Source organism: Stenotrophomonas sp. Steno-C17 (genome assembly GCF_056393165.1).
Genome location: NZ_JBWJPD010000008.1, coordinates 78,065 through 104,622, shown reverse-complemented (window position 1 = coordinate 104,622; position 26,558 = coordinate 78,065). Strand labels below are relative to the sequence as shown.

Annotated in this window: 26 protein-coding genes, 1 tRNA gene and 1 pseudogene; 14 read left to right on the top strand and 14 right to left on the bottom strand. The window is 65.1% G+C overall.

Annotated features, from left to right (window positions below):
* Positions 1 to 327 precede the first annotated feature (327 nt).
* Both AC06FA_RS09275 and AC06FA_RS09270 read left to right on the top strand, forming a co-directional pair.
* Complete coding sequence (locus AC06FA_RS09275) at positions 328 to 1,941, top strand: sensor histidine kinase (RefSeq protein ID WP_478068038.1); 1,614 nt, start codon at positions 328 to 330, stop codon at positions 1,939 to 1,941.
* A 53-nt stretch (positions 1,942 to 1,994) separates the two neighbouring features.
* Positions 1,995 to 3,377, top strand: coding sequence for a sigma-54-dependent transcriptional regulator (locus AC06FA_RS09270; RefSeq protein ID WP_478068037.1), 1,383 nt, complete (start codon positions 1,995 to 1,997; stop codon positions 3,375 to 3,377).
* A gap of 144 nt (positions 3,378 to 3,521) precedes the next feature.
* On the opposite strand, the gene AC06FA_RS09265 is transcribed toward AC06FA_RS09270, so the two are convergent.
* From AC06FA_RS09265 to AC06FA_RS09240, 6 genes are all read right to left on the bottom strand, one after another.
* Positions 3,522 to 3,884 carry a hypothetical protein gene (locus AC06FA_RS09265; protein ID WP_478068036.1) on the bottom strand — a complete coding sequence of 121 codons (363 nt, stop codon included), beginning with the start codon at positions 3,882 to 3,884 and terminating at the stop codon, positions 3,522 to 3,524.
* A 70-nt stretch (positions 3,885 to 3,954) separates the two neighbouring features.
* Entirely contained in the window at positions 3,955 to 5,682 is a 1,728-nt protein-coding gene (gene pilB, locus AC06FA_RS09260) for a type IV-A pilus assembly ATPase PilB (RefSeq protein ID WP_478068035.1), read from the bottom strand.
* Positions 5,683 to 5,800: 118 nt separating this feature from the next.
* Entirely contained in the window at positions 5,801 to 6,211 is a 411-nt protein-coding gene (locus AC06FA_RS09255; protein WP_478068034.1) for a pilin, read from the bottom strand.
* An 85-nt stretch (positions 6,212 to 6,296) separates the two neighbouring features.
* On the bottom strand, positions 6,297 to 7,184 hold the full coding sequence (locus tag AC06FA_RS09250) for a serine hydrolase domain-containing protein (RefSeq protein ID WP_478068033.1): 888 nt from the start codon (positions 7,182 to 7,184) through the stop codon (positions 6,297 to 6,299).
* Positions 7,181 to 8,374: an isoprenylcysteine carboxylmethyltransferase family protein gene (locus AC06FA_RS09245; RefSeq protein WP_478068032.1), complete on the bottom strand. Its 1,194-nt coding sequence runs from the start codon at positions 8,372 to 8,374 to the stop codon at positions 7,181 to 7,183. The genes AC06FA_RS09250 and AC06FA_RS09245 overlap by 4 nt, the downstream gene beginning before the upstream one ends.
* A gap of 89 nt (positions 8,375 to 8,463) precedes the next feature.
* The gene (locus AC06FA_RS09240) at positions 8,464 to 8,931 is read right to left on the bottom strand and encodes a pilin (protein ID WP_199932827.1); all 468 of its coding nucleotides are present in this window, start codon (positions 8,929 to 8,931) and stop codon (positions 8,464 to 8,466) included.
* A 355-nt stretch (positions 8,932 to 9,286) separates the two neighbouring features.
* Between AC06FA_RS09240 and AC06FA_RS09235 the strand changes: the two genes are divergently transcribed.
* The 8 genes and pseudogenes from AC06FA_RS09235 (at position 9,287) to AC06FA_RS09200 (ending at position 15,202) form a co-directional block, all read left to right on the top strand.
* Positions 9,287 to 10,546 (top strand): type II secretion system F family protein, encoded by a 1,260-nt coding sequence (locus AC06FA_RS09235; protein WP_478068031.1) that lies wholly within the window; start codon positions 9,287 to 9,289, stop codon positions 10,544 to 10,546.
* A gap of 8 nt (positions 10,547 to 10,554) precedes the next feature.
* Complete coding sequence (locus tag AC06FA_RS09230; protein WP_478068030.1) at positions 10,555 to 11,418, top strand: prepilin peptidase; 864 nt, start codon at positions 10,555 to 10,557, stop codon at positions 11,416 to 11,418.
* Between the two features lie 10 nt (positions 11,419 to 11,428).
* Positions 11,429 to 12,037, top strand: coding sequence for a dephospho-CoA kinase (gene coaE, locus AC06FA_RS09225; protein WP_478068029.1), 609 nt, complete (start codon positions 11,429 to 11,431; stop codon positions 12,035 to 12,037).
* Between the two features lie 168 nt (positions 12,038 to 12,205).
* The gene (locus tag AC06FA_RS09220) at positions 12,206 to 12,691 is read left to right on the top strand and encodes a tetratricopeptide repeat protein (RefSeq protein ID WP_478068028.1); all 486 of its coding nucleotides are present in this window, start codon (positions 12,206 to 12,208) and stop codon (positions 12,689 to 12,691) included.
* Positions 12,692 to 12,901: 210 nt separating this feature from the next.
* A complete protein-coding gene (locus AC06FA_RS09215; protein ID WP_478068027.1) occupies positions 12,902 to 13,387 on the top strand; it encodes a tetratricopeptide repeat protein in 486 nt (161 codons plus the stop codon).
* A gap of 202 nt (positions 13,388 to 13,589) precedes the next feature.
* Positions 13,590 to 13,763 (top strand): annotated as a pseudogene (locus tag AC06FA_RS09210) (DUF6968 family protein); the annotation flags it as partial.
* Between the two features lie 351 nt (positions 13,764 to 14,114).
* Positions 14,115 to 14,600, top strand: a complete 486-nt coding sequence (locus tag AC06FA_RS09205; protein ID WP_478068026.1) for a tetratricopeptide repeat protein — start codon at positions 14,115 to 14,117, stop codon at positions 14,598 to 14,600.
* A 179-nt stretch (positions 14,601 to 14,779) separates the two neighbouring features.
* Complete coding sequence (locus tag AC06FA_RS09200) at positions 14,780 to 15,202, top strand: DUF4279 domain-containing protein (protein ID WP_478068025.1); 423 nt, start codon at positions 14,780 to 14,782, stop codon at positions 15,200 to 15,202.
* 96 nt (positions 15,203 to 15,298) lie between these two features.
* Here AC06FA_RS09200 and AC06FA_RS09195 read toward each other — a convergent pair whose 3' ends face one another.
* From AC06FA_RS09195 to AC06FA_RS09160, 8 genes are all read right to left on the bottom strand, one after another.
* The gene (locus tag AC06FA_RS09195) at positions 15,299 to 15,685 is read right to left on the bottom strand and encodes a hypothetical protein (RefSeq protein ID WP_478068024.1); all 387 of its coding nucleotides are present in this window, start codon (positions 15,683 to 15,685) and stop codon (positions 15,299 to 15,301) included.
* A gap of 483 nt (positions 15,686 to 16,168) precedes the next feature.
* Entirely contained in the window at positions 16,169 to 17,539 is a 1,371-nt protein-coding gene (locus AC06FA_RS09190; protein ID WP_108750905.1) for a sensor histidine kinase, read from the bottom strand.
* The gene (locus AC06FA_RS09185) at positions 17,502 to 18,179 is read right to left on the bottom strand and encodes a response regulator transcription factor (RefSeq protein ID WP_005410804.1); all 678 of its coding nucleotides are present in this window, start codon (positions 18,177 to 18,179) and stop codon (positions 17,502 to 17,504) included. Before AC06FA_RS09185 ends, AC06FA_RS09190 begins: the two co-directional genes overlap by 38 nt.
* Before the next feature lie 8 nt (positions 18,180 to 18,187).
* On the bottom strand, positions 18,188 to 18,655 hold the full coding sequence (locus AC06FA_RS09180) for a hypothetical protein (RefSeq protein WP_478068023.1): 468 nt from the start codon (positions 18,653 to 18,655) through the stop codon (positions 18,188 to 18,190).
* A gap of 88 nt (positions 18,656 to 18,743) precedes the next feature.
* Positions 18,744 to 19,220, bottom strand: coding sequence for a hypothetical protein (locus tag AC06FA_RS09175; RefSeq protein ID WP_478068022.1), 477 nt, complete (start codon positions 19,218 to 19,220; stop codon positions 18,744 to 18,746).
* Between the two features lie 256 nt (positions 19,221 to 19,476).
* Positions 19,477 to 20,355, bottom strand: a complete 879-nt coding sequence (rimK, locus tag AC06FA_RS09170) for a 30S ribosomal protein S6--L-glutamate ligase (RefSeq protein ID WP_108757016.1) — start codon at positions 20,353 to 20,355, stop codon at positions 19,477 to 19,479.
* A gap of 143 nt (positions 20,356 to 20,498) precedes the next feature.
* Positions 20,499 to 20,572 (bottom strand) — tRNA-Gly (locus tag AC06FA_RS09165).
* A 108-nt stretch (positions 20,573 to 20,680) separates the two neighbouring features.
* Positions 20,681 to 22,513 (bottom strand): autotransporter outer membrane beta-barrel domain-containing protein, encoded by a 1,833-nt coding sequence (locus tag AC06FA_RS09160; RefSeq protein ID WP_478068021.1) that lies wholly within the window; start codon positions 22,511 to 22,513, stop codon positions 20,681 to 20,683.
* A 205-nt stretch (positions 22,514 to 22,718) separates the two neighbouring features.
* Here AC06FA_RS09160 and thiS point away from each other — a divergent pair, with 205 nt between their 5' ends.
* The 4 genes from thiS to AC06FA_RS09140 all read left to right on the top strand — a co-directional run bounded on the left by thiS (position 22,719) and on the right by AC06FA_RS09140 (position 26,470).
* Entirely contained in the window at positions 22,719 to 22,919 is a 201-nt protein-coding gene (gene thiS / locus AC06FA_RS09155; RefSeq protein WP_478068020.1) for a sulfur carrier protein ThiS, read from the top strand.
* A 147-nt stretch (positions 22,920 to 23,066) separates the two neighbouring features.
* Entirely contained in the window at positions 23,067 to 23,861 is a 795-nt protein-coding gene (locus tag AC06FA_RS09150) for a thiazole synthase (protein ID WP_108750910.1), read from the top strand.
* Positions 23,861 to 24,595, top strand: coding sequence for a tRNA (guanosine(46)-N7)-methyltransferase TrmB (trmB, locus tag AC06FA_RS09145; RefSeq protein WP_478068019.1), 735 nt, complete (start codon positions 23,861 to 23,863; stop codon positions 24,593 to 24,595). Before AC06FA_RS09150 ends, trmB begins: the two co-directional genes overlap by 1 nt.
* 27 nt (positions 24,596 to 24,622) lie before the next feature.
* A complete protein-coding gene (locus AC06FA_RS09140; protein ID WP_108757018.1) occupies positions 24,623 to 26,470 on the top strand; it encodes an SLC13 family permease in 1,848 nt (615 codons plus the stop codon).
* The last annotated feature ends 88 nt before the right edge of the window (positions 26,471 to 26,558 follow it).

Here is a 26,558-nt window from a genome sequence, read left to right as displayed (position 1 = left end):
CGCAAAGAAGTATGGACAAATGGCCAGACCCGGCCAGATTTCCGCCGTCATTCAGGCAGTTGCGGCCGCCCGGGGGGCCCGGCCGGCCGCCGGTCCGGGGCCGACTGCGCAGGAAATCGCTTCCACAGGCCTATACTGGGGGCGGTAGCGTCGAGCTTGCTCGACGGCTTCTGATCTGTAGAGTCGAGCCATGCTCGACTGTTTCGGCAAGGCAGTCGAGCATGGCTCGACTCTACAAAGCGGTTCCGATGATCGGGGGAACATCGGCTACGCTGCAGGCCACCGCCGTCAAACCCAGTTCCAGGCAGCCAGAAGGGGAGTTCCGGCGTGTCACCCAGTGCTTCATTGATCGACCGCATCGAATCGATACCTCGGCGCGAGCTGTACTTCTTCGCCCTGTATCGGGTGCTGATCGCAGCGGTCATCGCCGCCCTGCTCTACAGCCCGTTGTCGGCCCTGGTCGGCGAAGCCCACCACCCACACCTGGCCTATGCCGTCGGCGGCGTCTACCTGGGCCTGTCGATGCTGTGGCTGCTGATCGGCCGCAGCGAACGCTGGCTGCGCCCCACCGTGGTCGGCGGCGTGCTGCTGGATATCGTTGCCGCCAGCCTGCTGTCACATGCCCTGCCCGGCGCCAGTGCCGGCATCTCGATGTCGCTGCTGTTCAACATCGCCGCAGCCGCCACCCTGCTGCCGCTCAGCTGGGGCCTGTGCCTGGCGCTGGCGGCCAGCGTGGCCACCGCCGCCGAATACCTGTGGAAGGTGCTGGAAGGCGGCGACCCCACCCGCACCCTGGCCGAACTGGCCATGTTCGCCACCAGCTACCTGGCCCTGGCCTTCATCAGCTATCAGGTAGGCAACCGCGCACGCCGCAACCAGCAGCTGGCCAACCAGCGCGGCGACGAAGTGGCCAACCTGTTCCAGATCAACGAGCTGATCATCCGCCGCATGCGTACCGGCGTGCTGGTGGTCGATGGCGAGAACCGCATCACCCTGGCCAATGAAGCCGCCTCGCTGCTGCTGGGCGACAGCGACGGTGTGGGCGAAACCGGCCGCCTGGACCTGACCAGCATCGCCCCGGAACTGGCGCGCCGCTTGAACCGTTGGCGCAACGGCTGGACCCAGGACGAACTGCCGCTGCAGCTCAACCCCGACCAGCCGGAAGTGCAGCCGCGCTTTGCCCGCCTGCTGGCCGGCAGCGATCTGGCCCTGGTGTTCCTGGACGATTCCAGCGTGGTCTCGCGCCGCGCCGAATCGCTCACCCTGTCGGCCATGGGCCGCTTCTCGGCCAGTCTGGCCCATGAGATCCGCAACCCGCTGGCCGCCATCAACTACGCGGTCCAGCTGCTGGAGGAAGGCACCGGTTTCAACGAAAGCGACCGCCGCCTGCTGCAGATCATCCACCAGCAGTGCCAGCGCACCAACAGCATCGTGGAAAGCGTGCTGGGCCTGGCCCGGCGCGAGCGTGCCACCCCGGAAAACGTCGATCTGGCCGCCTTCGTGCGCCGCTTCGTGCTGGAGTACAAGCAGGGCCAGACGCTGGAAACGGACAGCATCGAACCGATCATCACCGACACCTCGGTACCGGCGCAGGTCGACACCCGCCACCTGTACCAGGTGCTGACCGTGCTGGTGCACAACGCGCTGAAGTACGGCCGCGTGGGCCAGCAGCCCGCCCGCGTGCGCCTGCGCGTGGCCCAGCACGAACGCAATGCGGTGATCGACGTGATGGACCGCGGCCCTGGTATTCCCGAAGCGGTGGCCGCGCAGCTGTTCCGCCCGTTCTTCACCACCTCCGAGCACGGCACCGGCCTGGGCCTGTATATCGCACGCGAGCTGTGCCGGGCCAACCAGGCACGCCTGGATTACATCCCGGTGCCGGCCGGCGGCTCGTGCTTCCGCCTGGTCCTGCCGGGCCCGCACACCCTGCTTCCGACCTGATCCTGCGCGTCAAGTATTTGTCGCTTCCGCCCCCCTCGGCTATCTTTCCGCCCATGAACGAAACCCGCAGCGCTCTCATCGTCGACGATGAACGCGACATCCGCGAACTGCTGGTGCTGACCCTTGGCCGCATGGGCCTGCGCATCAGCACCGCCGCCAACCTTGCCGAAGCGCGCGAGCTGCTGGCCAGCAATCCCTACGATCTGTGCATCACCGACATGCGCCTGCCCGATGGCAACGGCATCGAGCTGGTCAGCGAGATCGCGCACCATTACCCACGCACGCCGGTGGCGATGATCACCGCCTTCGGCAGCATGGACCTGGCCGTGGAAGCACTGAAGGCCGGCGCCTTCGATTTCGTCAGCAAGCCGGTGGATATTTCGGTGCTGCGCGGGCTGGTAAAGCACGCGCTGGAACTGAACAACGCCGAGCGCCCCGCCAGCGGCCCGTCCAGCGAACAGGCCGCGCGCCTGCTGGGCAGCTCGCCGGCCATGGACGTGCTGCGCACCACCATCGGCAAGGTGGCGCGCAGCCAGGCGCCGGTCTACATCCTCGGCGAATCGGGCGTGGGCAAGGAACTGGTGGCACGCACCATCCACGCCCAAGGCGCCCGCGCTGCCGGCCCGTTCGTGCCGGTGAACTGCGGTGCCATCCCCAGCGAACTGATGGAAAGCGAGTTCTTCGGCCATCGCAAGGGCAGCTTCAGCGGCGCCCACGCCGACAAGCCGGGCCTGTTCCAGGCCGCCCATGGCGGCACCCTGTTCCTGGACGAAGTGGCCGAACTGCCGCTGCAGATGCAGGTGAAGCTGCTGCGCGCGATCCAGGAAAAATCGGTGCGTGCGGTGGGCGCGTCGAACGAAGAACCGGTGGACGTGCGCATCCTGTCGGCCACCCACAAGGATCTGGCCGAACTGGTCGAAGACGGCCGCTTCCGCCACGACCTGTACTACCGCATCAACGTAATCGAACTGAAGGTGCCGCCGCTGCGCGAGCGCCGCCAGGACCTGCCCGACCTGGCCGGTTCCATCCTGGCGCGGCTGGCCCGCAGCCACGGCCGCGCGACCCCGCTGCTGGCCCCGTCGGCGCTGGACGCGCTGGCCCAGTACGGCTTCCCCGGCAACGTGCGCGAACTGGAAAACATCCTGGAACGCGCCCTGGCGCTGGCCGAAGAAGACCGCATCGGCGCCGACGACCTGCGCCTGCCGCAGCACGCTCCGCGCACGGCCGGTGGCGCCCACCCGGTCGTGGCCGTGGAAGCGGTAGCCGACCTGCAACCCGGCAGCGCCGCCCTGCCCTCGTACATCGAACAGCTGGAACGCAGCGCCATCCAGCGTGCGCTGGAAGAGAACCGCTGGAACAAGACGCGCACGGCCGCGCAGCTGGGCATTACCTTCCGCGCGCTGCGCTACAAGCTGAAAAAGCTGGGCATGGAATAAGGGCCGGAGTGCCCCGGGGTCGGATCCCTTTCCGCAGGAAAGGGCTCTGACCCCTTCGGGCCTGCGCTATCCACGCATGGCGTGGATCTCCTGCACCGGGCGCGCGCTCCGTGCGGCACAACCACCGCCTGGCCAGAAGTTCCGCTACAGGCCGTTGATCACCTCGACGAATTTACCAGCCTCGTCGAACGCTACGTATTGATCGCCGCCGAAGTACGTAGAACACCCGTTGTCATGTGGCGACATCCGGCTGGCCCGAACGGTCTGCCCACCCCTCGTCGCGTAGATGGAAAAGTCACATCCGCGCCCGCCAGCACCGCAGAGTTCCTCGGTCTCATGCCTGGCAACTTCCACGAGCCGCATCTGCTCTGGAGTGATATCGGCCGGATGAACCTTGCCGCCACATACGATTTCAGGGGAGTTGCAGGCACTGAGCGCGACCGCTGCGAACGCAGCCAGCGCAACACGCAGCGCAGCAACACCACCGATGCATCCTCCATGTGCCATTCCGTATCTCCTGCAAGCCCTTGCTTCAGATATCACCGACCAGCGTCGCCGAGCTGGCCGGGTCCGTTGGTCAATCCTTGGTAACGCGGTTGATCTCGGCCAGGCTGGTCACACCCGCCGCTACCTTCTTCAGCGCCGACTGGCGCAGATCATTCACGCCGATCGCCTGCGCGGCTTCGGCAATCTGCAGTGCGTTGCCGCCGGCCAGCACGATGGTGGAAATCTCGTCGGTCATCGGCATCACCTGGTACAGGCCGGTACGGCCCTTGTAGCCCTCGGTGCATTCATCGCAGCCCACCGCTTCGTGCAGTTGGATGCCCGCATCCAACTGTGCCTGGGTGAAGCCTTCGGCCAGCAGCGCGTGCGCCGGCAGTTCAGCCGGCCGCTTGCAGTTGTTGCACAGCCGGCGCGCCAGACGCTGGGCGATCACCAGAGTCACCGAGCTGGTGATGTTGTACGGGGCAATGCCCATGTTCATCAGACGCGCGATGGTCTGCGGCGCATCGTTGGTATGCAGCGTAGACAGCACCATGTGACCGGTCTGCGCCGCCTTGATGGCGATTTCCGCCGTTTCCAGATCGCGGATTTCGCCCACCATGATGATGTCCGGATCCTGTCGCAGGAACGAGCGCAGCGCCGCCGCAAAGGTCATGCCGCGCTTGTTGTTCTGCTGCACCTGGTTGACGCCGGGCAGACGGATTTCCACCGGGTCTTCGGCGGTGGAAATATTGCGCGTTTCGTCGTTCAGGATGCCCAGCGCGGTGTACAGCGAAACCGTCTTGCCCGAACCGGTCGGGCCGGTCACCAGCACCATGCCGTAGGGCTTGTGGATGGCTTCCAGAAACAGCTTCTGCTGGTCCGGCTCATAACCCAGCTTGTCGATACCCAGCTTCGCCGCGCTGCCGTCCAGGATACGCAGCACCACCTTTTCGCCGAACAGGGTCGGCAGGGTGCTGACGCGGAAGTCGATCTGCTTGCTCTTGGACAGGTTCAGCTTGATGCGACCGTCCTGCGGCACGCGCTTTTCGGCGATATCCAGCTGCGCCATCACCTTCAGGCGGGCGGCAATGCGCTGGTTCAACTTCACCGGCGCGCGCGCCACCATCTTCAGCAGACCATCGATGCGCAGGCGCACGCGGTAGTCGTCTTCGTAGGGTTCGAAGTGGATGTCCGACGCGCCCTTGCGGATCGCATCGACCAGCACCTTGTTGACGAACTTCACCACCGGGGTGTCATCGCCCTTGGCGTCCACGCCGCTATCGGTGGACGACATGTCCTCCTCACCGCCGGAGACGTCCAGATTGGCCATGCCATCGTCGTCACCGCCGAGCGCGTCGCCCAGGGTGTCGTGGCTGGAATGCCACTGCTCCAGGGTGCGCCGGATCTGGTCCTCATCGACCAGGATCGGCTCCACCACCAGGTTGGTGTGGAACTTGATCTCGTCCAGCGAATGCGTCGGGTTGCTGGTCCCCACGAACAGCTTGCCCCCGCGCTTGAACAGCGGCAGCACGTTGTGCTTGCGCAGCAGCTCTTCGCTGACCAGGCTCATGGCGTTCTGGCTGCTGTCGAACGTGGACACGTCGAACAGCGGCATGCCGAACTCAACCGAGTTGGCCGCTGCCAGCTGGGCGGCTCCCACCACCTTGTTCTGTGCGAACCAGGTCGGCAGCGGCTGCTTGGCAGCCGTCGCCTTGGCCATGGCATCGCGGGCGCCGGCTTCGTCCAGCGCACCATCCTGCACAAGGCGACGGGCCAGGCCGGTGATGCCGACGAGATTGGCGGTGACGATTGCATTCATTAGATAAGGCTCCTACTCCCTTTGACAGGTTACCGGACACCCAACCCATGCGAAAGCACCGGATGCACGCCACATCCTGCGCCCATGCCCGCGATCGCCGCCGCCGAACCTTGCCGCGTCAACGGCATTCGGCCGGCACATGCTTGGCCAGACCGGCGACCCGTGTGCACTGCCACTGGACCGGCTCATTGGCCGCGAACGTGGGCGTCAATCGCAGCGTCACCGATCCCGCGGCGGCCGTGGTGATCACCGTCAGTACCCCGTTTCCTGCGCACGCCATCGAAGCGACGTTGCGTGTGGCCGTCACCAACGAATCGACGCCCACGCAGGCGTTCGCGTCCAGGGCATTGCGACTGTTTATGTTCTCCACGACGGCCGCCTTCGCGCCAGACATCAGTACGGTGGCCTCGGAAACCCTGGCCCGTATCGTGTAGTCCTGGTAAGCAGGCAATGCAATCGCAGCCAGAATGGCCACGATGGCCACCACAATCATCAATTCAATCAGCGTGAAGCCACGTGAAGTCTTCATCTGGCATGCCTCCCCTGGGCATTCTGTGGAGATAGATCAGCGACGCCATCGATCAACAACGCCGGGTCGGTACATCTGCCCCGTCTCAGCGGGACATACAGGGCCACATTGCCTTGGCAGCCAGCGCGGCGCTGTGGGTGTCACTCACCGGATCACCATCGAAGTAGGCAAGCAGAAGCCGGTCACTGCCATCGGTGACCGCCAGCGACAGCATTCCGGGCAATCTGCCGAAGTGCATCCACACCCGCATAGCCGGATCCCAACGCCACCCGTAGGCGTAGTGACTGCCATCTTCCAGATGGAGTGTCGAAGGCAGGTCACGAACCGGAAGCAGGGCCTGATAGGTCGCATAGGCCGCGGGCAGCGTCGCCCGCCACCCGCCGGCAGCCCCCAACGGGCTGGACAGCATGGCGCGGAACGCCGGGGACAGGTGCTGGGGCCTCTCCAGCAACACCTGCCCCAGCAGGCAGTACCCGGCATTGCTGTACATGACCGCGTGGCCAGGCTGCACTTCCGGCGGGCGGAACGCCACATCCGCAGCAGCCAGGGCACAACTGGGCGGATCATTGGCGAAGAGCGGATCGCCGCCGCTGCGATCAAACCCTCCCTGGTGCTGAAGCAACTGGCGCACCGTGGTTTTCTGGTTGCTGCTCTGGATCCGCAGGTGGGGCAGCAGGTCCGCGAAAGGGGTACTCAACTGAAAGTCCCCACGTGCGATGGCTTTCCGCACCTGATCGGCTACCAGCGGCTTGGTCAAACTGGCCATGGGCAGCTCGGAATCGGTATCGGCAGCAAACAGCCCGCCTGCGCGCACCACTTCCGGCTGCCCGCCCAGCCGCCCGAACACCACTCTTCCCGAGTGCAGCTCCGGCTGCTGCAACGCCTGCTTCATGCAGGCAACCTGCGGACGCTCCTTCTCCCCGCAGCCGCTGACCAGCAGCATGGCAATGATCAGAAACGCCCTGGCATTCATGACCGACTCCTGTTTCGCCCCCAGCCGACGGGACGCAAGATCCGCGCCAACAGACCATGCTGCGCAATCCAATCCGCATACTGGCGATAGACCGGATCGTGCAGAAGATGCCGCTCCTCCGTACGCGCCCGCAGATAATAGATGACGTTCACGCACAGCAGTGAAAGGCTGTGCACGAGCGCCTGCCCCCACCCCATGACGGGCAGGAACGGCACCCACATCAACCACCAGGACAGATTCTTGGCCAGATAGGCGGGGTGTTTGCCCCATCGATAGGGGCCGTGGGTCACGATGCCGCGGTGCGTCAGATTGGAGAACCTCGGCCCGAAGGCCACGGTGCCCCAGGTGTAGATGGCGGTCAACGCCAGGATCGCACCGCCCCACAGGTAGGACGCCACGCTGCCGATCGCAAGCCAGACGGTCCAGTCGGCACCGTGTTTGTACACCAACCAGGCGTCAAGCACCCACACACTCAGGGGCGGATAGCAGACAAGGGCCGATAGCCAGCCGAGCCACGTCCGGTCCACGGAACGGATTTCCGCCCCCAGGTGGCGGCTGGTGGACATGTAGCCGATGGCCGCGAACGAGGTGTCGATGGCGTACATCAGCGCCAGCGGAACCGCGAACCATGCGAGCGCAGACGAATCAAACACCTTTGCCTCGGCATGGGTCAGCCATCCCAGTGCCCAGCCCAGCATCAGCGGCAGGAAGAAGCACTTGATCACCCATCCAAGGATCAAGGTCATCTCGCCGTCGGCCAAGCGCCGGGACCGCACGAAGCCACGCACGACGCGTCCAAGGGCGGCGATGTTCTCTCCAAGCCAGCGCGGGCGCAGCAAGGCAACGATGAACGCCAGTGCCGCCGACGCAATCCCGGGCAGCAGGATGTCGCCAGCCGCAGCGCCCAGGCCCCCGCCGATGGTCAGCTGCATCCACACGCTGAGGCCCGCCAGGGCCACCACAACCACCAGGCCGAGCAGGACGTCCGGGCCCGCCGGCGGCGGCTGCGTCTTTTCAACCTGGCGCCATTCCAGCAGCCACATCGGCACGGCGCCCCCCAGGACCAGAAAGATCAGCGCGGGTCCTGTCCCGAGCGACAAAGCGAATGCGCACAGCATCGCTGCGACCGCACCCAGCGCGCCCACGATCCCCACGCGCGCCGGTACCGCCGTTCGCGGAAGTTCAGTCATCCCTGCTCCCCCAGGAAATCACTGTCAAAAAAAAGGATGGGGGGCATTGCCCCCCATCCTCAGACAACTAACCGTTGGCTACCGGGCGATCAGCCGCCGGTGCCGGTGCCGGTGCCGGTGCCGCCAGCAGCGCCGCGGCATTCGGCCGGGTAGTACTTGGCCTGCGAGCCGCTGCCGACGCAGCGCCAGGTGGTGCCAACGGCCGAGTCAGCGGCGCCAGCGGTCGGGGTGTAGGTCAGGATGGTGCCCTTGGTGCGGGTCGCATCACCGGTCACGGTGATCACGCCAGCGCCGGCGCAGGCGATGCTGGCCATGTTGGTGGTAGCAGCGGTGGTGCCGGTGCCGGTGCAAGCGCCGGTGGTGGGAATGGTGCCGCCGTTGTTGGCAATGTTTTCAGCCACGGTGGTCTTGAACGAGCTGGCCATCACGGCCAGTTCCGACACGCGCGAACGGATGGTGTAGTCCTGGTAAGCCGGCAGAGCGATGGCGGCCAGGATGGCAATGATCGCAACAACGATCATCAGTTCGATAAGGGTGAAGCCCTTCTGGTTCTTCATAGTCGTACATCCCCAAGATAGTGGTGGTTGATGTCAGTGCCCAGGAGCGGTCCGGCCGGCGGCCGGGTGAGCGGGTCCTGCGCCCTGCGGGTGGATCAACGCAGGTTGCGTGCCAACCCCGGCACGCCTCCCCCTGGATTTCCCCGCGCCAATGATGGCAGCTATTTCGAGGATGGGAACCCCCCGGTGAGAAATCTGCGACGCAGGCGGCAATGTGACGCAGTGCGTCACCTTTGGTCGGCGCCTGCCACGAAATCACACACCGATGGGGCCTGCTGCTGCCCAGAAGCCCCTGAACCCGCTACCATCGGCCCATTGATACCCGCCTGGGGATGGCGGGTCTTGGGGAGCCAACATGTCTGTCAGTCGCAGTGCGATCAAGAAAGAGCCCGTGGCGCGTAGCACCATGGAGTTGCAGCCGTTTGTCTGGCAGGGGACAGACAAGCGCGGCGTGAAGATGAAAGGTGAGCAGCTGGCCAAGAACGCCAACCTGCTCAGGGCAGAACTGCGCCGGCAGGGGATCAACCCAGGCGTAGTGAAGGTCAAGCCCAAGCCGCTGTTCGGGTCTGCGGGCAAGGCAGTGGGACCGAAGGACATTGCGTTCTTCAGCCGCCAGATGGCCACCATGATGAAGTCGGGCGTTCCGATCGTATCGGCCCTGGACATCATCGCCAGCGGGCACAAGAACCCGCGCATGAAGAAGATGGTTGACGGCATCCGGCTGGATATCGAGGGCGGCTCTTCGCTCTATGAGGCAGTCAGCAAGTACCCGGTGCAGTTCGACGAGTTGTATCGCAACCTGGTGCGGGCCGGTGAAGGCGCAGGTGTGCTGGAGACGGTGCTGGACACCGTTGCGACGTACAAGGAAAACATCGAAGGACTGAAGGGCAAGATCAAGAAGGCGCTGTTCTATCCGGCGATGGTGGTCGTTGTCGCCGTCGTCGTGTCGGCCATCCTGCTGATCTTCGTCGTGCCGCAGTTTGAAGAGGTGTTCAAGGGATTCGGCGCCGACCTGCCAGCGTTCACCCAGCTGATCGTGGGAATGTCACGCTTCGTGATTTCCTGGTGGTGGCTCATTCTGTTCATCGTCGCAGGCGCGGTCATCGGCTTCGTGATGGCCTACAAGCGATCGCCGAAAATGCAGCACGGGATGGATCGGTTCATCCTCAAGGTGCCGGTGATCGGCCAGATCATGCACAACAGCTCGATTGCCCGCTTTGCACGCACCACTGCGGTGACCTTCAAGGCCGGCGTGCCCTTGGTGGAAGCACTGGGCATCGTCGCCGGCGCCACCGGCAACAAGGTCTACGAAGAAGCCGTGCTGCGCATGCGTGACGACGTGTCGGTCGGCTACCCGGTCAACATGGCCATGAAGCAGACCAACCTGTTCCCGCACATGGTCATCCAGATGACCGGCATCGGCGAAGAGGCCGGCGCCCTGGATGCCATGCTGTTCAAGGTGGCCGAGTACTATGAGCAGGAAGTCAACAATGCCGTGGATGCCTTGAGCAGCCTGCTGGAACCGATGATCATGGTGTTCATTGGTACCATTGTCGGCGGCATGGTCATCGGCATGTACCTGCCCATCTTCAAACTCGGCGCCGTCGTCGGCTAAAGGTAACAATGGCATTTCTCGACCAGCATCCCGGCCTCGGCTACCCCGCCGCGGCCGGTCTGGGGCTGCTGCTGGGCAGTTTCCTGAACGTCGTCATCCTGCGCCTGCCCAAGCGGCTGGAATGGCAGTGGAAGCGCGATGCGCGCGAGGTTCTGGAAGAACCGGACTACTACGAACCTGCCCCGCCGGGCATCGTGGTGGAGCCCTCGCACTGCCCGCACTGCAAGCACAAGCTGTCCTGGTACGAAAACATCCCCCTGTTCAGCTGGCTGATCCAGGGCGGCAAGTGCCGCCACTGCAAGGCCCCCATTTCCATCCAGTACCCGCTGGTGGAAGCGCTGACCGCGGTGATGGTGCTGGCCTGCGTGTGGCAGTTCGGCTTCGGCTGGCAGGGCTTCGGCGCCATCGTGCTGACCTGCTTCCTGATTGCCCTGTCGGGCATCGACCTGCGTACCCAGCTGCTACCGGACCAGTTGACCCTGCCGCTGATGTGGCTGGGCCTGATAGGCAGCATCGACAACCTGTACATGCCGGCCAAGCCCGCCCTGCTGGGTGCCCTGCTGGGCTACCTGTCGCTGTGGTCGGTGTGGTGGCTGTTCAAGCAGCTGACCGGCAAGGAAGGCATGGGCCACGGCGATTTCAAGCTGTTGGCGGCCCTGGGCGCCTGGTGCGGCATGAAGGGCGTGCTGCCCATCATCCTGATGTCCTCGGTGCTGGGTGCCATCATCGGCTCGATCTGGCTGTACAGCCGGGGCCGTGACAAGGCCACCCCCATCCCGTTCGGCCCCTACCTGGCGCTGGCCGGCTGGATCTTCTTCATGTGGGGCGAGCCGCTGCTGAACCAGTACCTGATCATGAGCGGGCTGCGCTGACGGCACCGCCATGAGCCGCTATGTGGTGGGCCTGACCGGCGGCATTGCCGCCGGCAAGAGTGAAGTGACCCGGCGCTTCGAGGCGCTGGGGATCGTGGTGGCCGACGCCGACCTGGCCGCCCGCGCGGTGGTCGCCCCCGGCGCACCGGCGCTGGCCCGCATTGCCGAGCGCTTCGGCGCCGCCATGCTGCTGGCCGACGGCACTCTGGACCGGGCGCGGTTGCGCGCCCACATCTTCGCCGACCCGGCCGAACGCACGGCACTGGAAGCCATCACTCACCCGGCCATCCGCCTGCTGATGCAGCAGCAGTGCGAACAGGCGCCCAGCCGCTATGCGATTGCCGCCATTCCCCTGCTGACCGAAGTGGGCGGGCGCACCGCCTACCCGTGGCTGGACCGCGTACTGGTGGTAGACGCCCCCGAAGCCGTGCAGCATGCCCGGCTGATGCAGCGCGACGGCATCGATGCCGCGCTGGCCGACCAGATGATTGCCGCCCAGGCCAGTCGCGCACAGCGCTTGGCGCTGGCCGATGACGTGGTGGTCAATGATGGGCATCCGGATGCGCTGCAGGCGCAGGTGGAGCGGCTGCATGGCCTGTATCTGGCTGCGGCGGGATAAACCCCTGCGCCGGCGGCAGCGGCAGCCCCCAAGCAAGGCTCACACGGATGAGGTCCGGCTGGAGGCGTACATGTGTAGGGCTTCGTCAATGCCGGCCGCGGCCTTGTGGAAGCGCTCCCGGGCACGCAAGCTCAAACCGCATCTGGGTTGCATAGTCTGGAAGGATCCATGAGCAATTTTCCAACGCAACTGACGACTGAGTTTTATGAAATCGCCGAGAGAGTCGGCTTCAAAGAGGCCTACGCGTTCCTGAGGGCGCATCCCGCCGCAGGAACTGCCGAGGCCATTTACCTCCTTGCCTGGTCAGGATCGGGGAGTGATCCCCAGTGGATGCATGAGGACAGGCTGCTGGAACATACCCAGACCGCTGCAGAGATGGGATACATTCCAGCAATCTTTGATATGGGCATGAAGTATCTGTTCGGCGACTGGGTCGAGATCGACGATGTACGTGCGGCGGAATGCTTCAAGATCGGCACGGACGCGGGCCATGCCGCTTCGATGTACGAATACGGTCTTGCCTTGATGCATGGCAACGGAGTCGAAGAGGACACGAAACAAGCGCGTTACTGGATCGACAAGGCCGCCGAGCTCGGCGACGAAACAGCCCAGGAGTATGTGGCGGCGCATGGTCCAGCCTCCAATGAGGAGTGATTCCTGCAGCCGTGCTCCTGAGCGCAAGCAACGGGAAAAACACGCGCACGCAGACCGGGACGTCCGGGAGCTGCCACCTACGGGAGGGTTTCAAACTCGCAGGCCGCCCCACCAGCCGACGCCACAGCCCCGCCGTCCGCAGCGTGGTGGAACTGCTCCCCAAACATGCAAGCTCAAACCGCGTCTGGGTTACATAGTCTGGAAGGATCCATGAGCAATTTTCCAACACAACTGACGACTGAGTTTTATGAAATTGCCGAGAGAGTCGGCTTCAATGAGGCCTACGCGTTCCTGAGGGCGCATCCCGCCGCAGGAACTGCAGAAGCCATTTACCTCCTTGCCTGGTCAGGATCGGGGAGTGATCCCCAGTGGATGCATGAGGACAGGCTGCTGGAACATACCCAGACCGCTGCAGAGATGGGATACATTCCAGCAATCTTTGATATGGGGATGAAGTATCTGTTCGGCGACTGGGTCGAGATCGACGAAGTACGCGCGGCCGAGTGCTTCAAGATCGGCACAGACGCCGGTCATCCCGCTTCGATGTACGAGTACGGACTTGCCTTGAAGCACGGCAAGGGAATCGAACAGGACAGGAAAGAAGCGCGTTATTGGATCGACAAGGCTGCCGAGCTTGGGGACGAAACAGCCCAGAGGTATGTGGCGGTGCATGGTCCAGCCTCCAATGAGGAGTGATTCCTGCAGCCGTACTGCGGGCCGGAACTAACGGGGAAAACACGCGCATGCAGACCGGGACGTCCGGGAGCTGCCACCTCCCTGAGGGTTTCAAACTCGCAGGCCGCCCCACCAGCCGACGCGACGGCCCCGCCGTCCGCAGCGCGGTGGATGGGCGTCCGCCACCCTTGTTATCTGGTGATAAAACCGCTGCCGGTATAAGCTTGATACTGGGGGCAGGAAAAAGATCAGCTATGCGATGGGCGTAGATTCAGTGCAGGCATTGCAATTGGCGATGAAAAAAATAAGCACCAAACTTATTGCTTTGAGCAAAAGGTCTGGAACTCCTGTTACTTGGCTGGATAGTGCTTGGGTGGACGGCGGGTTTGTTGATTGATCATGACTCCAGATCGGCGAACGTCAGGCTTGCTTCCTGATCGCCCATTACGACAAGACCCGCATCGCTGCGGGTCTTGTCGTTTGTGGCGTTGATGATTGCCTTAGCGCGTTGCACGCTTCTTCTCGTTCGATCTCGCCGGCAGCTGCACATCTGGCTGCGACTGTTTGGCCTGGTGCTTGAGGATCACGCCTTTACGGCCTGCGCGGTCTGCCGTTCTTCGTCATCGAACAACAACGCATCGCCGCTGACCGTCAGCGCCAGCTTACGGATCATGTCCAGCGTGGGTGTAGAATCGCCGCCAGCCCGCAAGCCCAAGCCGCATCCGGCTTACATTTCCCGGAAGGATCCGTGAGCAACTTCCCAACTCAATTGTCCAAAGATTTCAGTGAGATTTGCGAGACACAAGGCTTCAGAGAAGCTTACGACTTCGTAAAGTCGCATCCCGCAGCAGGAACCGCAGAGGGCATCTACCTCATGGGAAGCTTTAGCCCAAAGGGCGAGCCCAGAGAGGCGCGTGAGGACAGAATGCTGCGGTCTGAACAGACCGCTGCAGAGATGGGATACATTCCAGCGATCTTCGATCTCGGAATGAGATACCTGTTCGGCGACTTGGTCGAGATCGACGATGTACGTGCGGCGGAATACTTCAAGATCGGCACGGACGCGGGAGATCCCGCTTCGATGTACGAATACGGTCTTGCCTTGATGCATGGCAACGGAGTCGAACAGGACACGAAAGAAGCGCGTTACTGGATCGACAAGGCCGCCGACCTTGGCGACGAAACAGCCCAGGAGTATGTGGCGGTGCATGGTCCAGCCTCCAATGAGGAGTGATTCGTGCAGCCGTACTCCTGAGCGGACGCAACGGGAAAAACACGCGCATGCGCGCCCAGCCGGGAGGGAACTGGCGGAGCTTGCAGTGGGCGATGGCGCGAGGGCTCCCGACCGATGACGAATCTCCATGCCGGGCGTCGCAGTTTGCCCGTCGCGGCCGCCAAGGATCAGACACTACGATGAACGACGCACCCGTCCGGCCAGGCCATCAATACACCGTCTGCATCCAGTTCTCCGGCGAACAACTGGACGCCGCCAGGATCTCAACCCTGTTGCATCTGCAGCCCAGCCATCAGCGCAGCCAGCCTGAAGAACATGGCGTGAGGAAACGACACGCATTCTGGGCATACGACGGACACGGTGAGATCGGTTTCCGGCACGAATGGGAAAGTCTGGAGCAAGGCTTGAGGTTCCTGCTCGGCTGTTTGCATGCCAGAAAGGCCGAGATCAAGCTGCTTTCCACGCAGTTCAAGGCGTGCTTCTGGTGTGGCCACTTCCAGTCCAGCTTCAACGGCGGCCCCACGCTGCCGCCCGACCTGCTTATCGAGCTTGGCAGCTACGACGTGGCGCTGAGCATCGACAACTATTTTTCGGAAGATTGAAGTTTCCCGAATGCGCGCCGCTGTGCGGGGTGGCCTGATCGGGGTCGGAGCCCTTTCCTGCGGAAAGGGATCCGACCCCGGCGGGTGCCCTGCCCTTCAGCCCAGTTGGCGGCGGGCGTACTGGGCCAGTTCGCGGGCGGCCAGCAGCAGACCCTCCACCACGTCGGGTGGCAACTGTTGGCCGGCGCTGCCTTGCACGCGTGCGGCTTCGGCCGCGTGCAGCATCTGGATCAGGGCATTCAGGCCGGCCAGCGTGCGGCTCAAGCTGGCCAGGGTGACGGCCTGCGCCGGCGTCATGCCGGTTGCCTTCTGCGGCTGGCCTTCAGCGGTGTCGCGGCCATCCATGCGGGCCAGCAGGTTGGGCAGCAGGTCGGTGGGTTCAGAGAGGACGTCTTCAATGCGTTCGGCAATCTCGGCCGGAAGCTGGTCGATTGATTCGCCAACCAGGCGATGCAGGTTGGGATAGGCGGTGCGCTGTGACATGGCGTTGCTCCTCCGCAGACGGCGGGGCCACCTGCGGATGCAAGGTGGCGGACGGTGCGGGTTGGCGTACCGGAGATCCAACAATCAGCAATAAAGACTCCAGCGGATTCTGACGAATCCCCACGCACCGCCCGCCAAGGAGACGGCAAGCGGTGCATTGTCCGAAATGCACGGAGCGTGCATCAGGGATTTGCTGAATGTCGGTTTTTTTCAGGACGCCAATCCCGGCCGAGGCACCCGCCCCGGCCCGGCCATCAGGCCATCCCCCGTCTCGACAATCACGAGGCAAAAGCGCCACGGCCCCTACGCCGCAGCCCATTCGTGCCGCCACGCACAGCCGCTGCGCGATACCGATCACATCACCACGGTGTCAGAGCCGCAGAGAACGGAGCTGCAGTACCCACGCACACGCCAGTCACGACACATCGCGCGCAGCACCAGCGCCGACCAGGGTCGGCGCCCACCGGGTACCCGTTCGCCCGATTACAGCGGCTTCGGCGAGAACGTCAGCGTGGCGATCACGCCGCGCTGGCCGCCCGGCCGCACGCTCACCTGCCAGCCGTACAGATCGCACAGGCGGCTGACGATCGACAGGCCGATACCGCCGCCCTGCGAATGCCCGGCATGCGTGCCGCGATAACCGCGCTGGAACAGCTTGGCCGCATCTTCTTCGCTCAGGCCCGGGCCGCTGTCGGTCACCGACACCGCGTTGCCACCCACGTGCACGCGCACGTCGCCGTCCTGCGAATACTTCACCGCGTTGCCGATCAGGTTGCCCAGCGCCACCGACAGCGCGGCCTCGGGCGCGTCGATCACCAGATCGCGCTCGCCTTCCAGCACCAGCTCCAGCGGCTTGCCGCCCAGCTGTGCGCGGTGTGCATCCAGCAGCTGCTCGGCCACGCGGGCCACGTTGCTGGTGCCCTGCCCGCGCTCGTTGCGCGACAGCAGCAGCAAGGCGCCAATCAGGTCGCTGCACTGCTGTTCGGCACGCTGGATGCGCTGCAGGCGCTGCAGCACCTTGTCGTCCAGGCCCGGGCGGGTCAGCAGCAGTTCGGTGGCGCCGCGAATCACGGCCAGCGGCGTGCGCAGCTCGTGGCTCACGTCGGCATTGAACTCGCGGTCGCGCTGCACCACTTCGGTCAGCCGCGATGAATAGTCGTCCAGCGCCTGCGCCAACTGCCCCACTTCGTCGTCGGGGAAGCGCGGCGCCAGCGGCTCGGGGTCGCTGCTGCCGCCGCGATAGGCGCGCAGGCGTGCGGCCAGGTCGGACACCGGCTTCATCACCTTCGACGCCGACCACCAGCCCAGCACCAGCGACAGCAGGCTGAACACCAGCACCGACAACACCAGCGCGCGGCTGAGCTGCTGCCCACCGCGCACGCTGTCGGTCATGTCATAGGCCAGGAAGAACCAGGCGTCGTCCGCCTTGCGCACCGCCAGTTTGTAGGCGTAAGGCTGGCCCTGCTCGTCGGTGCCGCTGAGGTTGTAGTTGCCGTTGGGCAGCGCGGCCCAATCCGGCTGGTTCTCGCGCACGCGGTCGAACTTGTCGCGCGAATACGCATACGCCTTGATCTGCTGCACGGGCACTTCCGGGTTGCGCCCGGGGTGTTCGTAGAAGCGACGCGCGTACTCGTTGATGTTGCGGTTCATCACGTCTTCCACCAGCTGGTTTTCCACGCGGATGCGGGCCCAGTTGGTGGCGAACGCGAACAGTGTCGTCAGGCAGAAGCCCAACAACACGAATGACACGATGATGCGGCTACGCAGGCGCCGCCGATAAGGCGTGCGCCGACGTTCCCCTTTCGCCGCCACCGAATCAGGCTTCCGGTGTGGCGATGCGGTATCCGATGCCATGGCGGGTCTGGATCAGCGGCACTTCGAACGGCTTGTCCACCACCGCCCGCAGGCCGTGGATGTGCACGCGCAGCGAATCGGAATCGGGCAGCTCTTCGCCCCACACGCGGGTTTCCAGCTCCTGCCGGGTCACCACGGCCGGGGCCGCTTCCATCAGCGCCTGCAGGATCTTCAGGGCGGTGGGGTTGAGCTGCAGCAGCTTGCCCTGGCGGCGCACTTCCAGCGTGTCCAGGTTGTATTCCAGATCGCCGGTTTCCAGCACGCGGGTCTGCACGCCCTTGCCGCGGCGCGACAGCGCGTTCAAGCGCACTTCCACTTCCTGCAGCGCGAACGGCTTGATCAGGTAATCATCGGCGCCCGAATCAAAGCCGGCCAGCTTGTTGTCCAGCGAATCACGCGCGGTGAGCATGAGCACCGGGGTCTGCTTGCGCGCTTCATTGCGAAGCTTGCGGCAGACCTCGATGCCATCCATGCCGGGCAGGTTGAGATCCAGGACAATCGCGTCGAACTCGTGCACCACAGCCAGGTGCAGGCCGGTCACGCCGTCGGCGGCGAAATCCACCGTATGGCCCCGGTCCTCCAGGTAGTCACCCAGATTGGCTGCAATGTCGCTGTTGTCTTCGATTACCAGGATTCTCACTGTCACCTCTAGTTGTTCTTGGTCGGGCCGCCACGCTGCGCACGCGTCAGGTTGCGGTCGGCGTCGTCACGCATGCGTTCGCGCTGGGCTGCCGTCAGGCATTGCGTGGTCGCACGGTTGGAGCCGGTGGTCTTTTCACGTCGGCATATTAGACGACTATCTTCACGAGCCTGTGTCAAAACTACGTTCACAGTCTCTTGGTCGTTGAATACCTGGGTTCGGACTGATTCAGGCATGGACGCACCGTCGCGGTACTCCTCGCCCACCCGGCGCAGGCGCACCAGCGTTTCGCGCACGCGACCGCGGTCCTGGGCGCTGAGTTCGGAGTAGGTCTCGCCGTCATTCAAGTCTTTGTCGATCTTGTCCAGCTGCGGCAGCAGCGGCTGGCCGGCCTGCAGCACGGCGTCCTTGGCATGGGCTGCGAACCCCAATGCCAAGCCAGAAACCAGCAGCGCAACCATCAATGGATGCTTCATGGGGTACCCGTCCTTGTTGATGTGAACGCTGACTGTATGCGCATGCGCGCAAGCCCTTCAAGTGCCATTGGCAACGCGTTAAGCGCCCTCAACGACGGTCGTTCGGGTTCAAGTTGCTGTATGAGCGCTGGTCATTCAGCAGTGCCTTGCCCTTTTCCTCCATGCGCCGGCGCTCGGCCACGGTCAGGCACCGGCTCTTGGGCATGTTGCTGCCGGTGGTGCGGGTGTGCTGGCAGATCATGCGGCTGTCTGCGTGGGCCCGGGTCAGCAGGGTATTGACCCGCTCCTGGTCGTTGAACACCTCGTTCTGCACGGCCGGCGGCAGGTCCTGCAGGGTGGTGTGGTCGCCCATGCGCTGGGTGATGCGCGCCAGCGCCTGCCGCACCTGGGCGCGGTCGTCGGCGGAGATTTCGCTGTAATCGCCATTGTCCAGGGCCTTTTCGACCCGGCGCACCTGCTCGGCCACGGGGGCCTGGCGGTCCATCTGTACGGCACTGCTTTCCTGACGGGCCTGTGCGGCCACACTCAGGCCCAGCAGCATTGCGATCATCGTCATACGGTACATCGCCAGCCTCCCGATCCTTCCTGGAACGAAGGCCCCACTGTACGAGCCAACCCGGCCCCGGACAAGCGATGCCCGTCGCCGCGGGCCGCCGCATAAAAAAGGCCCAGACGGTAAGCCGTCTGGGCCTGAAGTCGTATCCCGATTACCGATCCTGCTGAGAGGCAGAGCTGCGGTTCGGTGAAGCCTACGCCCCGACCGATTAAAGCCGTGTTAAACCCCCGGCTGCGCCCTGAACAAAAACTCAAGCAATTGATAATCAAGGTTTTTTAAGCTTCTCCACGTGCACGATGATGCGCTCGGCCACGTCGACGCCGCAGGCCGCTTCGATGCCTTCCAGGCCGGGGGTCGAGTTCACTTCCAGCACCAGCGGCCCGCGCTGGGAACGGATCAGGTCCACCCCGCACACCGACAGGCCCAGTGCCTTGGCCGAGCGCACCGCCACCTGCTGCTCGGCGCGGCTGGCCTTGGCCGCCTGGGCCGTGCCACCGGCGTGCAGGTTGGAACGGAAATCGCCCTCGGCCGCCTGCCGCTGCATGGACGCCACCACCTGGTCGCCCACCACGAAGCAGCGCAGGTCGGCGCCCTTGGCCTCGCCGATGAATTCCTGCATCAGGAAGTTGGCGTACAGGCCCCGCAGCGCCTCGACGATGCCGCGCGAGGCACTGGCCTTTTCGGTCAGGATCACCCCGCGCCCCTGGGTGCCCTCGTTGAGCTTCACCACATGCGGCGCCGGGCCCAGCATGGACAACAGATCCACGGTGTCGTCGGGGTTGTCGCCGAACACGGTCACCGGCATGTCGATGCCCTTGGCCGCCAGCAGCTGGTGCGCGCGCAGCTTGTCGCGCGAACGCAGGATCGCGTCTGACGGATTGGGCGTGCGCGCGCCCATCAGCTCGAACTGGCGCAGCACGGCGGTGCCGTAGCGGGTGATGGAGGCGCCGATGCGCGGAATGACCGCATCGACGCCAGTCATTGGCCGGCCCTTGTAATGCATCGAGAAGCCATCGGCGGCAATGCGCATGTAGCAGCGCAGCGGGTCCAGCACGCGCACGGTATGCCCGCGCGCGCGCGCGGCCTCGACCAGCCGACGGGTGGAGTACAGCGAACTGTTGCGGGACAGGATGGCGAGCTTCATCGCAGGGGCATCGGGCGGCAGGCGCGCAGCATAGCGCGAGCGTGTGGCGGCGCGATGATGCTGATGTGCGCGGCGGGCCAACGCGGTACGGCCCCCACAAAAAAAACCCGGCAGTGGCAGGGCCACAACCGGGGTTGGAATGCTGGAGCGGGCGATGGGAATCGAACCCACGTCAGTAGCTTGGGAAGCTACAGCTCTACCATTGAGCTACGCCCGCATTGCAGGGTGGAATCTTATGCGGAGCAGCCGGTGTTGCGCAATGGCGGCATGCCGCTGTGGGGTCAGAGCCGTTTCCAGGCGGAAACGGATCCGACCCCGCCTTGCATCAGAAGCTGCCGCTGAAGCTGGCGAACACGGTGGCGTCCATTGCACGCTTCTGCAGGGTGGTGGCGCTGATGCCGACGTTGCTCTGCAGGCCGAACAGTTCCATGCGCGCGCCCAGGATGGCGGTGGCATAGTTCTTGTCGAAGTCCATGCCCGGCACGCGGTACATGCCCACGTCCGGCAGGCTCTGCACCCAGGCGCTGGCCTGCTTGGTGTCTTCGAACTCGTGGTCGTAGGTCAGCTGCGCGTACGGCTTGACGGCACCGCCGTCGAAGCGGGCCTGCCAGCCGATACGGCCCACGGTGGAATCGACATCCTGCTGGCCGTAGCCCAGGCCGGTGGCCAGGGTGTTGGCGTCGGCGGTTTCGGTGTAGCCATCGATCTTCACCTTCTGCCAGATGACCGAGGCGATCGGGCCGTGGCGGAAGCCGCCTTCGGTGCCGAACTCGTAGCCCGCGTTCAGTGCCGCGGTCAGGTTGCTGCCGTCCGGCGAGCCGCCGTGTTCGCGGGTAGCCGGGCCCAGCTGGACCTTGCGGTTCACGTCATACGACAGCCAGGTGTAGCTGACCTGGCCATTCACCCACACGCGCTCGCCGTACCAGCCGGCGAACAGACCGGCGGTGGTGTCCTTCTGGGTGAAGTCGCCACGGCTGTTGCCGAAGTCGGCGTCCATGCGGCCGAAGCCGGCGAAGCCGCCCACGACCATGCCGTCACGCGCCCAGTCGATACCGGCCAGGCCGGCCGGGGCCATGCCGTCGTACACGTCGGCGTGGTCGTAGCGCTGCATGTCGCCACGCAGGCCGCCCCACCAGGACAGGCCATCGGCCGGACGACCGCTCTGGTGCAGGCTGACCTGGTCGGCGCGCGAACGGCCGATGGTCTGCGCCGAGTGGCTCAGCACCTGCTGCAGGCGCGGGCCTTCCAGGATGGAGATGGCGTACTGGCCCAGCATCTGGTGCGCCGCGCTGGTCGGGTGCACGTCATCGGCGAACAGGTAGGTGTTGGCCGCGTCCGGGCGCACATAGGCCAGCGGGCTGCAGCCCAACGAGGAGGCCACCAGGCAGGCGCGGCCGGTGACATTGCTGAAACCGTACATACCCGGGTTGGCGATGATTTCGTGCAGCAGGGTGTAGGTATCGAGCGGGATGAAGTCGATGCCGGCCTGCTTCAGGCCGCCGTACAGGGCGCTGTTATAGGCATTGGACAGCGAGGTACCCAGCGCCTGGCCGGCAGCGCCGCGGTCGATGAACCCCGGGGTGATGCCGACGTCGGGCAGGTTGGGCACCATCACGTACTGGGCGCCGGCCTGCTTCAGCGACGACACGATGCCGATCTGGTCAGTTACCGCCGCGCCGATGATGGCCGGGGCCTGCGCCGGGGTGGTGATGGCGAACAGATCGTTGGCGCCGCCCCACACGGTGTACAGCGAATTCGGGTCGGCCTTGCCACCGTTGGCGGCCAGGTAGTTGGCGGTCTGCGTCTTCAGCGACGGCACCGGCACGTTGCCGAAGGCCGGCTGGGTCAGGTCGGTGCCTACGCGGGCGCCACCCACGGCGTAGTTGTCGCCGGTGCGGCCCAGGCCGTTCGGGGTGGCGTTGGTGCCGTAGTAGTCGGCCACGAACTGCGCCCACACCCAACCCGGGTTGGTGGTGAACTGGCCCGCCACCGGGCGCGCATCGGCCGACAGCAGCGGACGGTAGTAGCCGCCGTCGGTCAGGCTGTCACCGAAGAAGACGGTGCTGTTGAACGGGGATTCGCCTGCCATGGCCGGCAGCGCGGCCAGCGCGATCGCGGCCGCCATGAGGGAGCGGATCGGGCGTTTGCTGAGCAGCATGTAAAAACTCCTGGGGGAAAATGTTGAGGACCCGGCGCACGTACGCCGGCGCACGGTGAATGGTTTCACCGTCCCGCCGATTGCTCACGCTGCGCCGCCGCATGAATTGTCGCCCGGACCGCCCCGCAGCAACTGTGCCGGAGGTGGCGTTGCGGAGGATTTGCAACGGTTCCGATAAGACCGGGCCATCGGCGACAATGCGGCCATGAACATCCAGCTCAATGGCGAACCCCGCACCCTGCCCGCCCCGGCCACCGTCCACGACCTGCTGGCCGCCGAAGACCTGCTGCAGCGGCGGGTGGCCGTGGAAGTGAACGGCCAGATCGTCAGCCGCAGCCAGCATGGCGCGCACGCGCTGTGCGATGGCGACGTGGTGGAGATCGTGCACGCCCTGGGCGGTGGTTGAGGCAAAGGGGGCGGATCCCTTCGCACAGCGCAGGGCTCTGACCCCCACGCATTGCGCCACGGGTCAGAGCCCTTGGCCGCTGGCAAAGGGATCCGACCCTGCTTCCGGCGTGACCCCATCTTCAGGCGGATAGGCGATAATCGCGGCATGAACGTTCATGTCTCCCCCGATTCGCTGGTGATCGCCGGCAAGACCTATGGCTCGCGGCTGCTGACCGGCACCGGCAAGTTCAAGGATCTGCAGGAAACCCGCCTGGCCACCGAGGCCGCTGGCGCGCAGATCGTCACCGTGGCCATCCGCCGCACCAACATCGGCCAGAACCCTGGCGAACCGAACCTGCTGGACGTGCTGCCGCCGGACCGCTTCACCATCCTGCCCAACACCGCCGGCTGCTACACCGCCGAAGACGCCGTGCGCACCTGCCGCCTGGCCCGTGAGCTGCTGGACGGCCACAACCTGACCAAGCTGGAAGTGCTGGGCGACCAGAAGACCCTGTACCCGGACGTGGTGCAGACGCTGAAGGCCGCCGAACAGCTGGTCAAGGACGGCTTCGAGGTGATGGTCTACACCTCCGACGACCCGATCCTGGCCAAGCGCCTGGAAGAGATCGGCTGCGCGGCGGTGATGCCGCTGGCCGCGCCGATCGGTTCGGGCCTGGGCATCCAGAACAAGTACAACCTGCTGCAGATCATTGAAGACGCCAAGGTGCCGATCATCGTCGATGCCGGCGTGGGCACTGCGTCGGATGCGGCCATTGCCATGGAACTGGGCTGCGACGGCGTGCTGATGAACACCGCCATTGCCGGAGCGCGCAACCCGGTGCTGATGGCCAGCGCCATGCGCAAGGCCGTGGAAGCCGGCCGCGAGGCGTTCCTGGCCGGGCGCATTCCGCGCAAGCGCTATGCCAGTGCGTCTTCGCCGGTGGAAGGGGTGATCGGCTGATGACCAATCCCTTCGACAGCGCCGGTTCCAAGGCCCCGCCCAAGCCCTTCACCGTGAGCGAGGGCCGCCGCGAGGTGCGCAGCTTCGTGCTGCGCCAGGGCCGCTTCACCCCCGCCCAGCAGCGCGCGTTCGACGAACGCTGGCCGCGCTTCGGCATCGACTACAACGGCCAGCCGCGTGACCTGGACGCGACCTTCGGCCGCCCGGCGCACAAGGTGCTGGAAATCGGCTTCGGCAACGGTGCCGCCATGCGCTTTGCCGCGCAGCACGACCCGTCGCGCGATTACATCGGCATTGAAGTGCACGCGCCCGGCGTGGGCCGCCTGCTGAACGCGCTGGCCGATGACAACGCCGACCACGTGCGCCTGTACCACCACGACGCGGTGGAAGTGCTGCAGAACGAAATCGCCGACGGTGCGCTGGATGAAGTGCGCATCTACTTCCCGGACCCGTGGCACAAGAAGCGCCACAACAAGCGCCGCCTGCTGCAGCCGGCGTTCGCCGAGCTGATCGTGCGCAAGCTGCGCCCCGGTGGCCGCCTGCACTGCGCCACCGACTGGGAAGACTACGCCGAACAGATGTGGGACGTGCTGGACGCCACTGCCGGGCTGGTGAACCGTGCCGGCCCGCGTGGCAGCGTACCGCGCCCGCACTGGCGCCCGCAGACCCACTTCGAGACCCGCGGCCAGAAGCTGGGCCACGGCGTCTGGGATCTGCTGTACGACCGCACCTGACCCACCACCGAGGACCCTGCGCCCCACATGGATACCGCGCTGACGCTGACCAACGACATGAAGCTCGTGCTCGGGCTGGTTGGTTTCACGATGGCGATGTTCCTGTTCGAGCGCATCCGCGCCGACGTGGTGGCGCTGGTGGTGCTGGTGGTGCTGGGCGTGACCGGTCTGATCGCCCCTGAGGAAATCTTCGGGGGCTTTTCCGGTAACGCGGTGATGAGCATCATCGCCACCACCATCCTCGGCGCGGGCCTGGACCGCACCGGTGCACTGAACCGGCTGGCCGCGTGGCTGCTGCGGCGCGGCCACGGCGTCGAGCAGCGGCTGCTGATGATGACCACCGCCATTGCCGGCTTGAACTCCTCGTTCATGCAGAACCCTTCGGTGATGGCGTTGTACCTGCCGGTGGCCTCGCGCCTGGCCGCGCGCACCGGGCTGACCCTGCAACGCCTGCTGCTGCCCATTTCCGCGGCCATCGTGATGGGTGGCGCGCTGACCATGGTCGGCAATTCGCCGCTGATCCTGCTGAACGATCTGCTGGCCTCGGCCAACAACAACCTGCCCTCCGGCCTGGCCACCATCGAACCGCTGCGCATGTTCGCGCCGCTGCCGATCGGCGTGGCGCTGCTGGTCGCTTCGCTGCTGTACTTCCGCTACTACGGCGACCGCAAGCTGATCGAGGAAGAGAACCTGGTGAACGACGGGGTGACCCCGGCGCGCACCGAGAGCTACTTCGCCAAGACCTACGGCATTGAGGGCGATGTCTTCGAACTGGTGGTGACCGCCGAGAGCCCGCTGGTGGGCATGACGCTGGGCGAGGCGGAAAACCTGCACGATGCGCCGCTGCTGCTGGCCCTGAAGACCGGCAACGATACCCGCCTGGCGCCGCCGGCGGAGATGCGCATCTGGGTGGGCAGCGTGCTGGGCGCGATGGGCCCGCGCGAGCAGATCAGCGATTTCGCGCAGAACCAGTTCCTGCGCATGTCCTCGCGCCTGAAGCACCTGGGCGATCTGTTCAACCCCAGCCGCGCCGGCATTTCCGAGGCCGTGGTGCCGCCGACCTCGAACGTGATCGGCAAGAGCGCGGCCGATCTGCGCCTGCGCAAGGAACGTGGCATCAGCCTGCTGGCGATCAACCGCGACAAGCAGGTGATCCGCGAGGATGTGCGCGACGTGCAGCTGCGCGCCGGCGACATGCTGGTCTTCCACAGCATCTGGACCGACCTGGCGCAGGCCGCACGCAGCCGCGACTTCGTGGTGGTGACCGACTACCCGACCGGCGAGCAGCGCCCGCACAAGTTCAAGATCGCCATGGCGATCTTCGCGCTGACCATCCTGATTGCGCTGACCAGCAAGCTGCCGGTGGCGCTGACCCTGATGACCGGCGTGGCCGGCATGCTGCTGACCGGCGTGCTGCGCATGGACGAGGCCTATGCCTCGATCAACTGGAAGACGGTGTTCATGATGGCCGGGCTGATCCCGCTCGGCTGGGCGATGGATTCCAGCGGTGCGGCGGCGTGGGTGGCCGGGCACACCATCGACAAGCTGCCCACCGGCATTCCGTTGTGGGTGCTGGAAGTGGCACTGGCACTGCTGACCACCGCGTTCTCGCTGGTGATCAGCCATGTGGGCGCGACCATCGTGATGGTGCCCATTGCGGTGAACCTGGCGCTGGCGGCGGGCGGCAACCCGACCGCGTTCGCGCTGATCGTAGCGCTGTCGGCGTCCAACAACCTGATGACCGCGTCCAACCCGGTCATTTCGATGATCACCGGCCCGGCCAACTACACCCCGCGCGAGATGTGGCGGGTTGGCGGCCCGCTGTCGCTGATCTACACCTGCGTCGTGGTGTTGATGATCAACCTGATGTTCTGAGGTCGCACACCGCTCTGGTAGGTGTCGACCTTGGTCGACACGGCTTTTGTAGAGTCGAGCCATGCTCGACTGCTTGCGGCCCGATGGG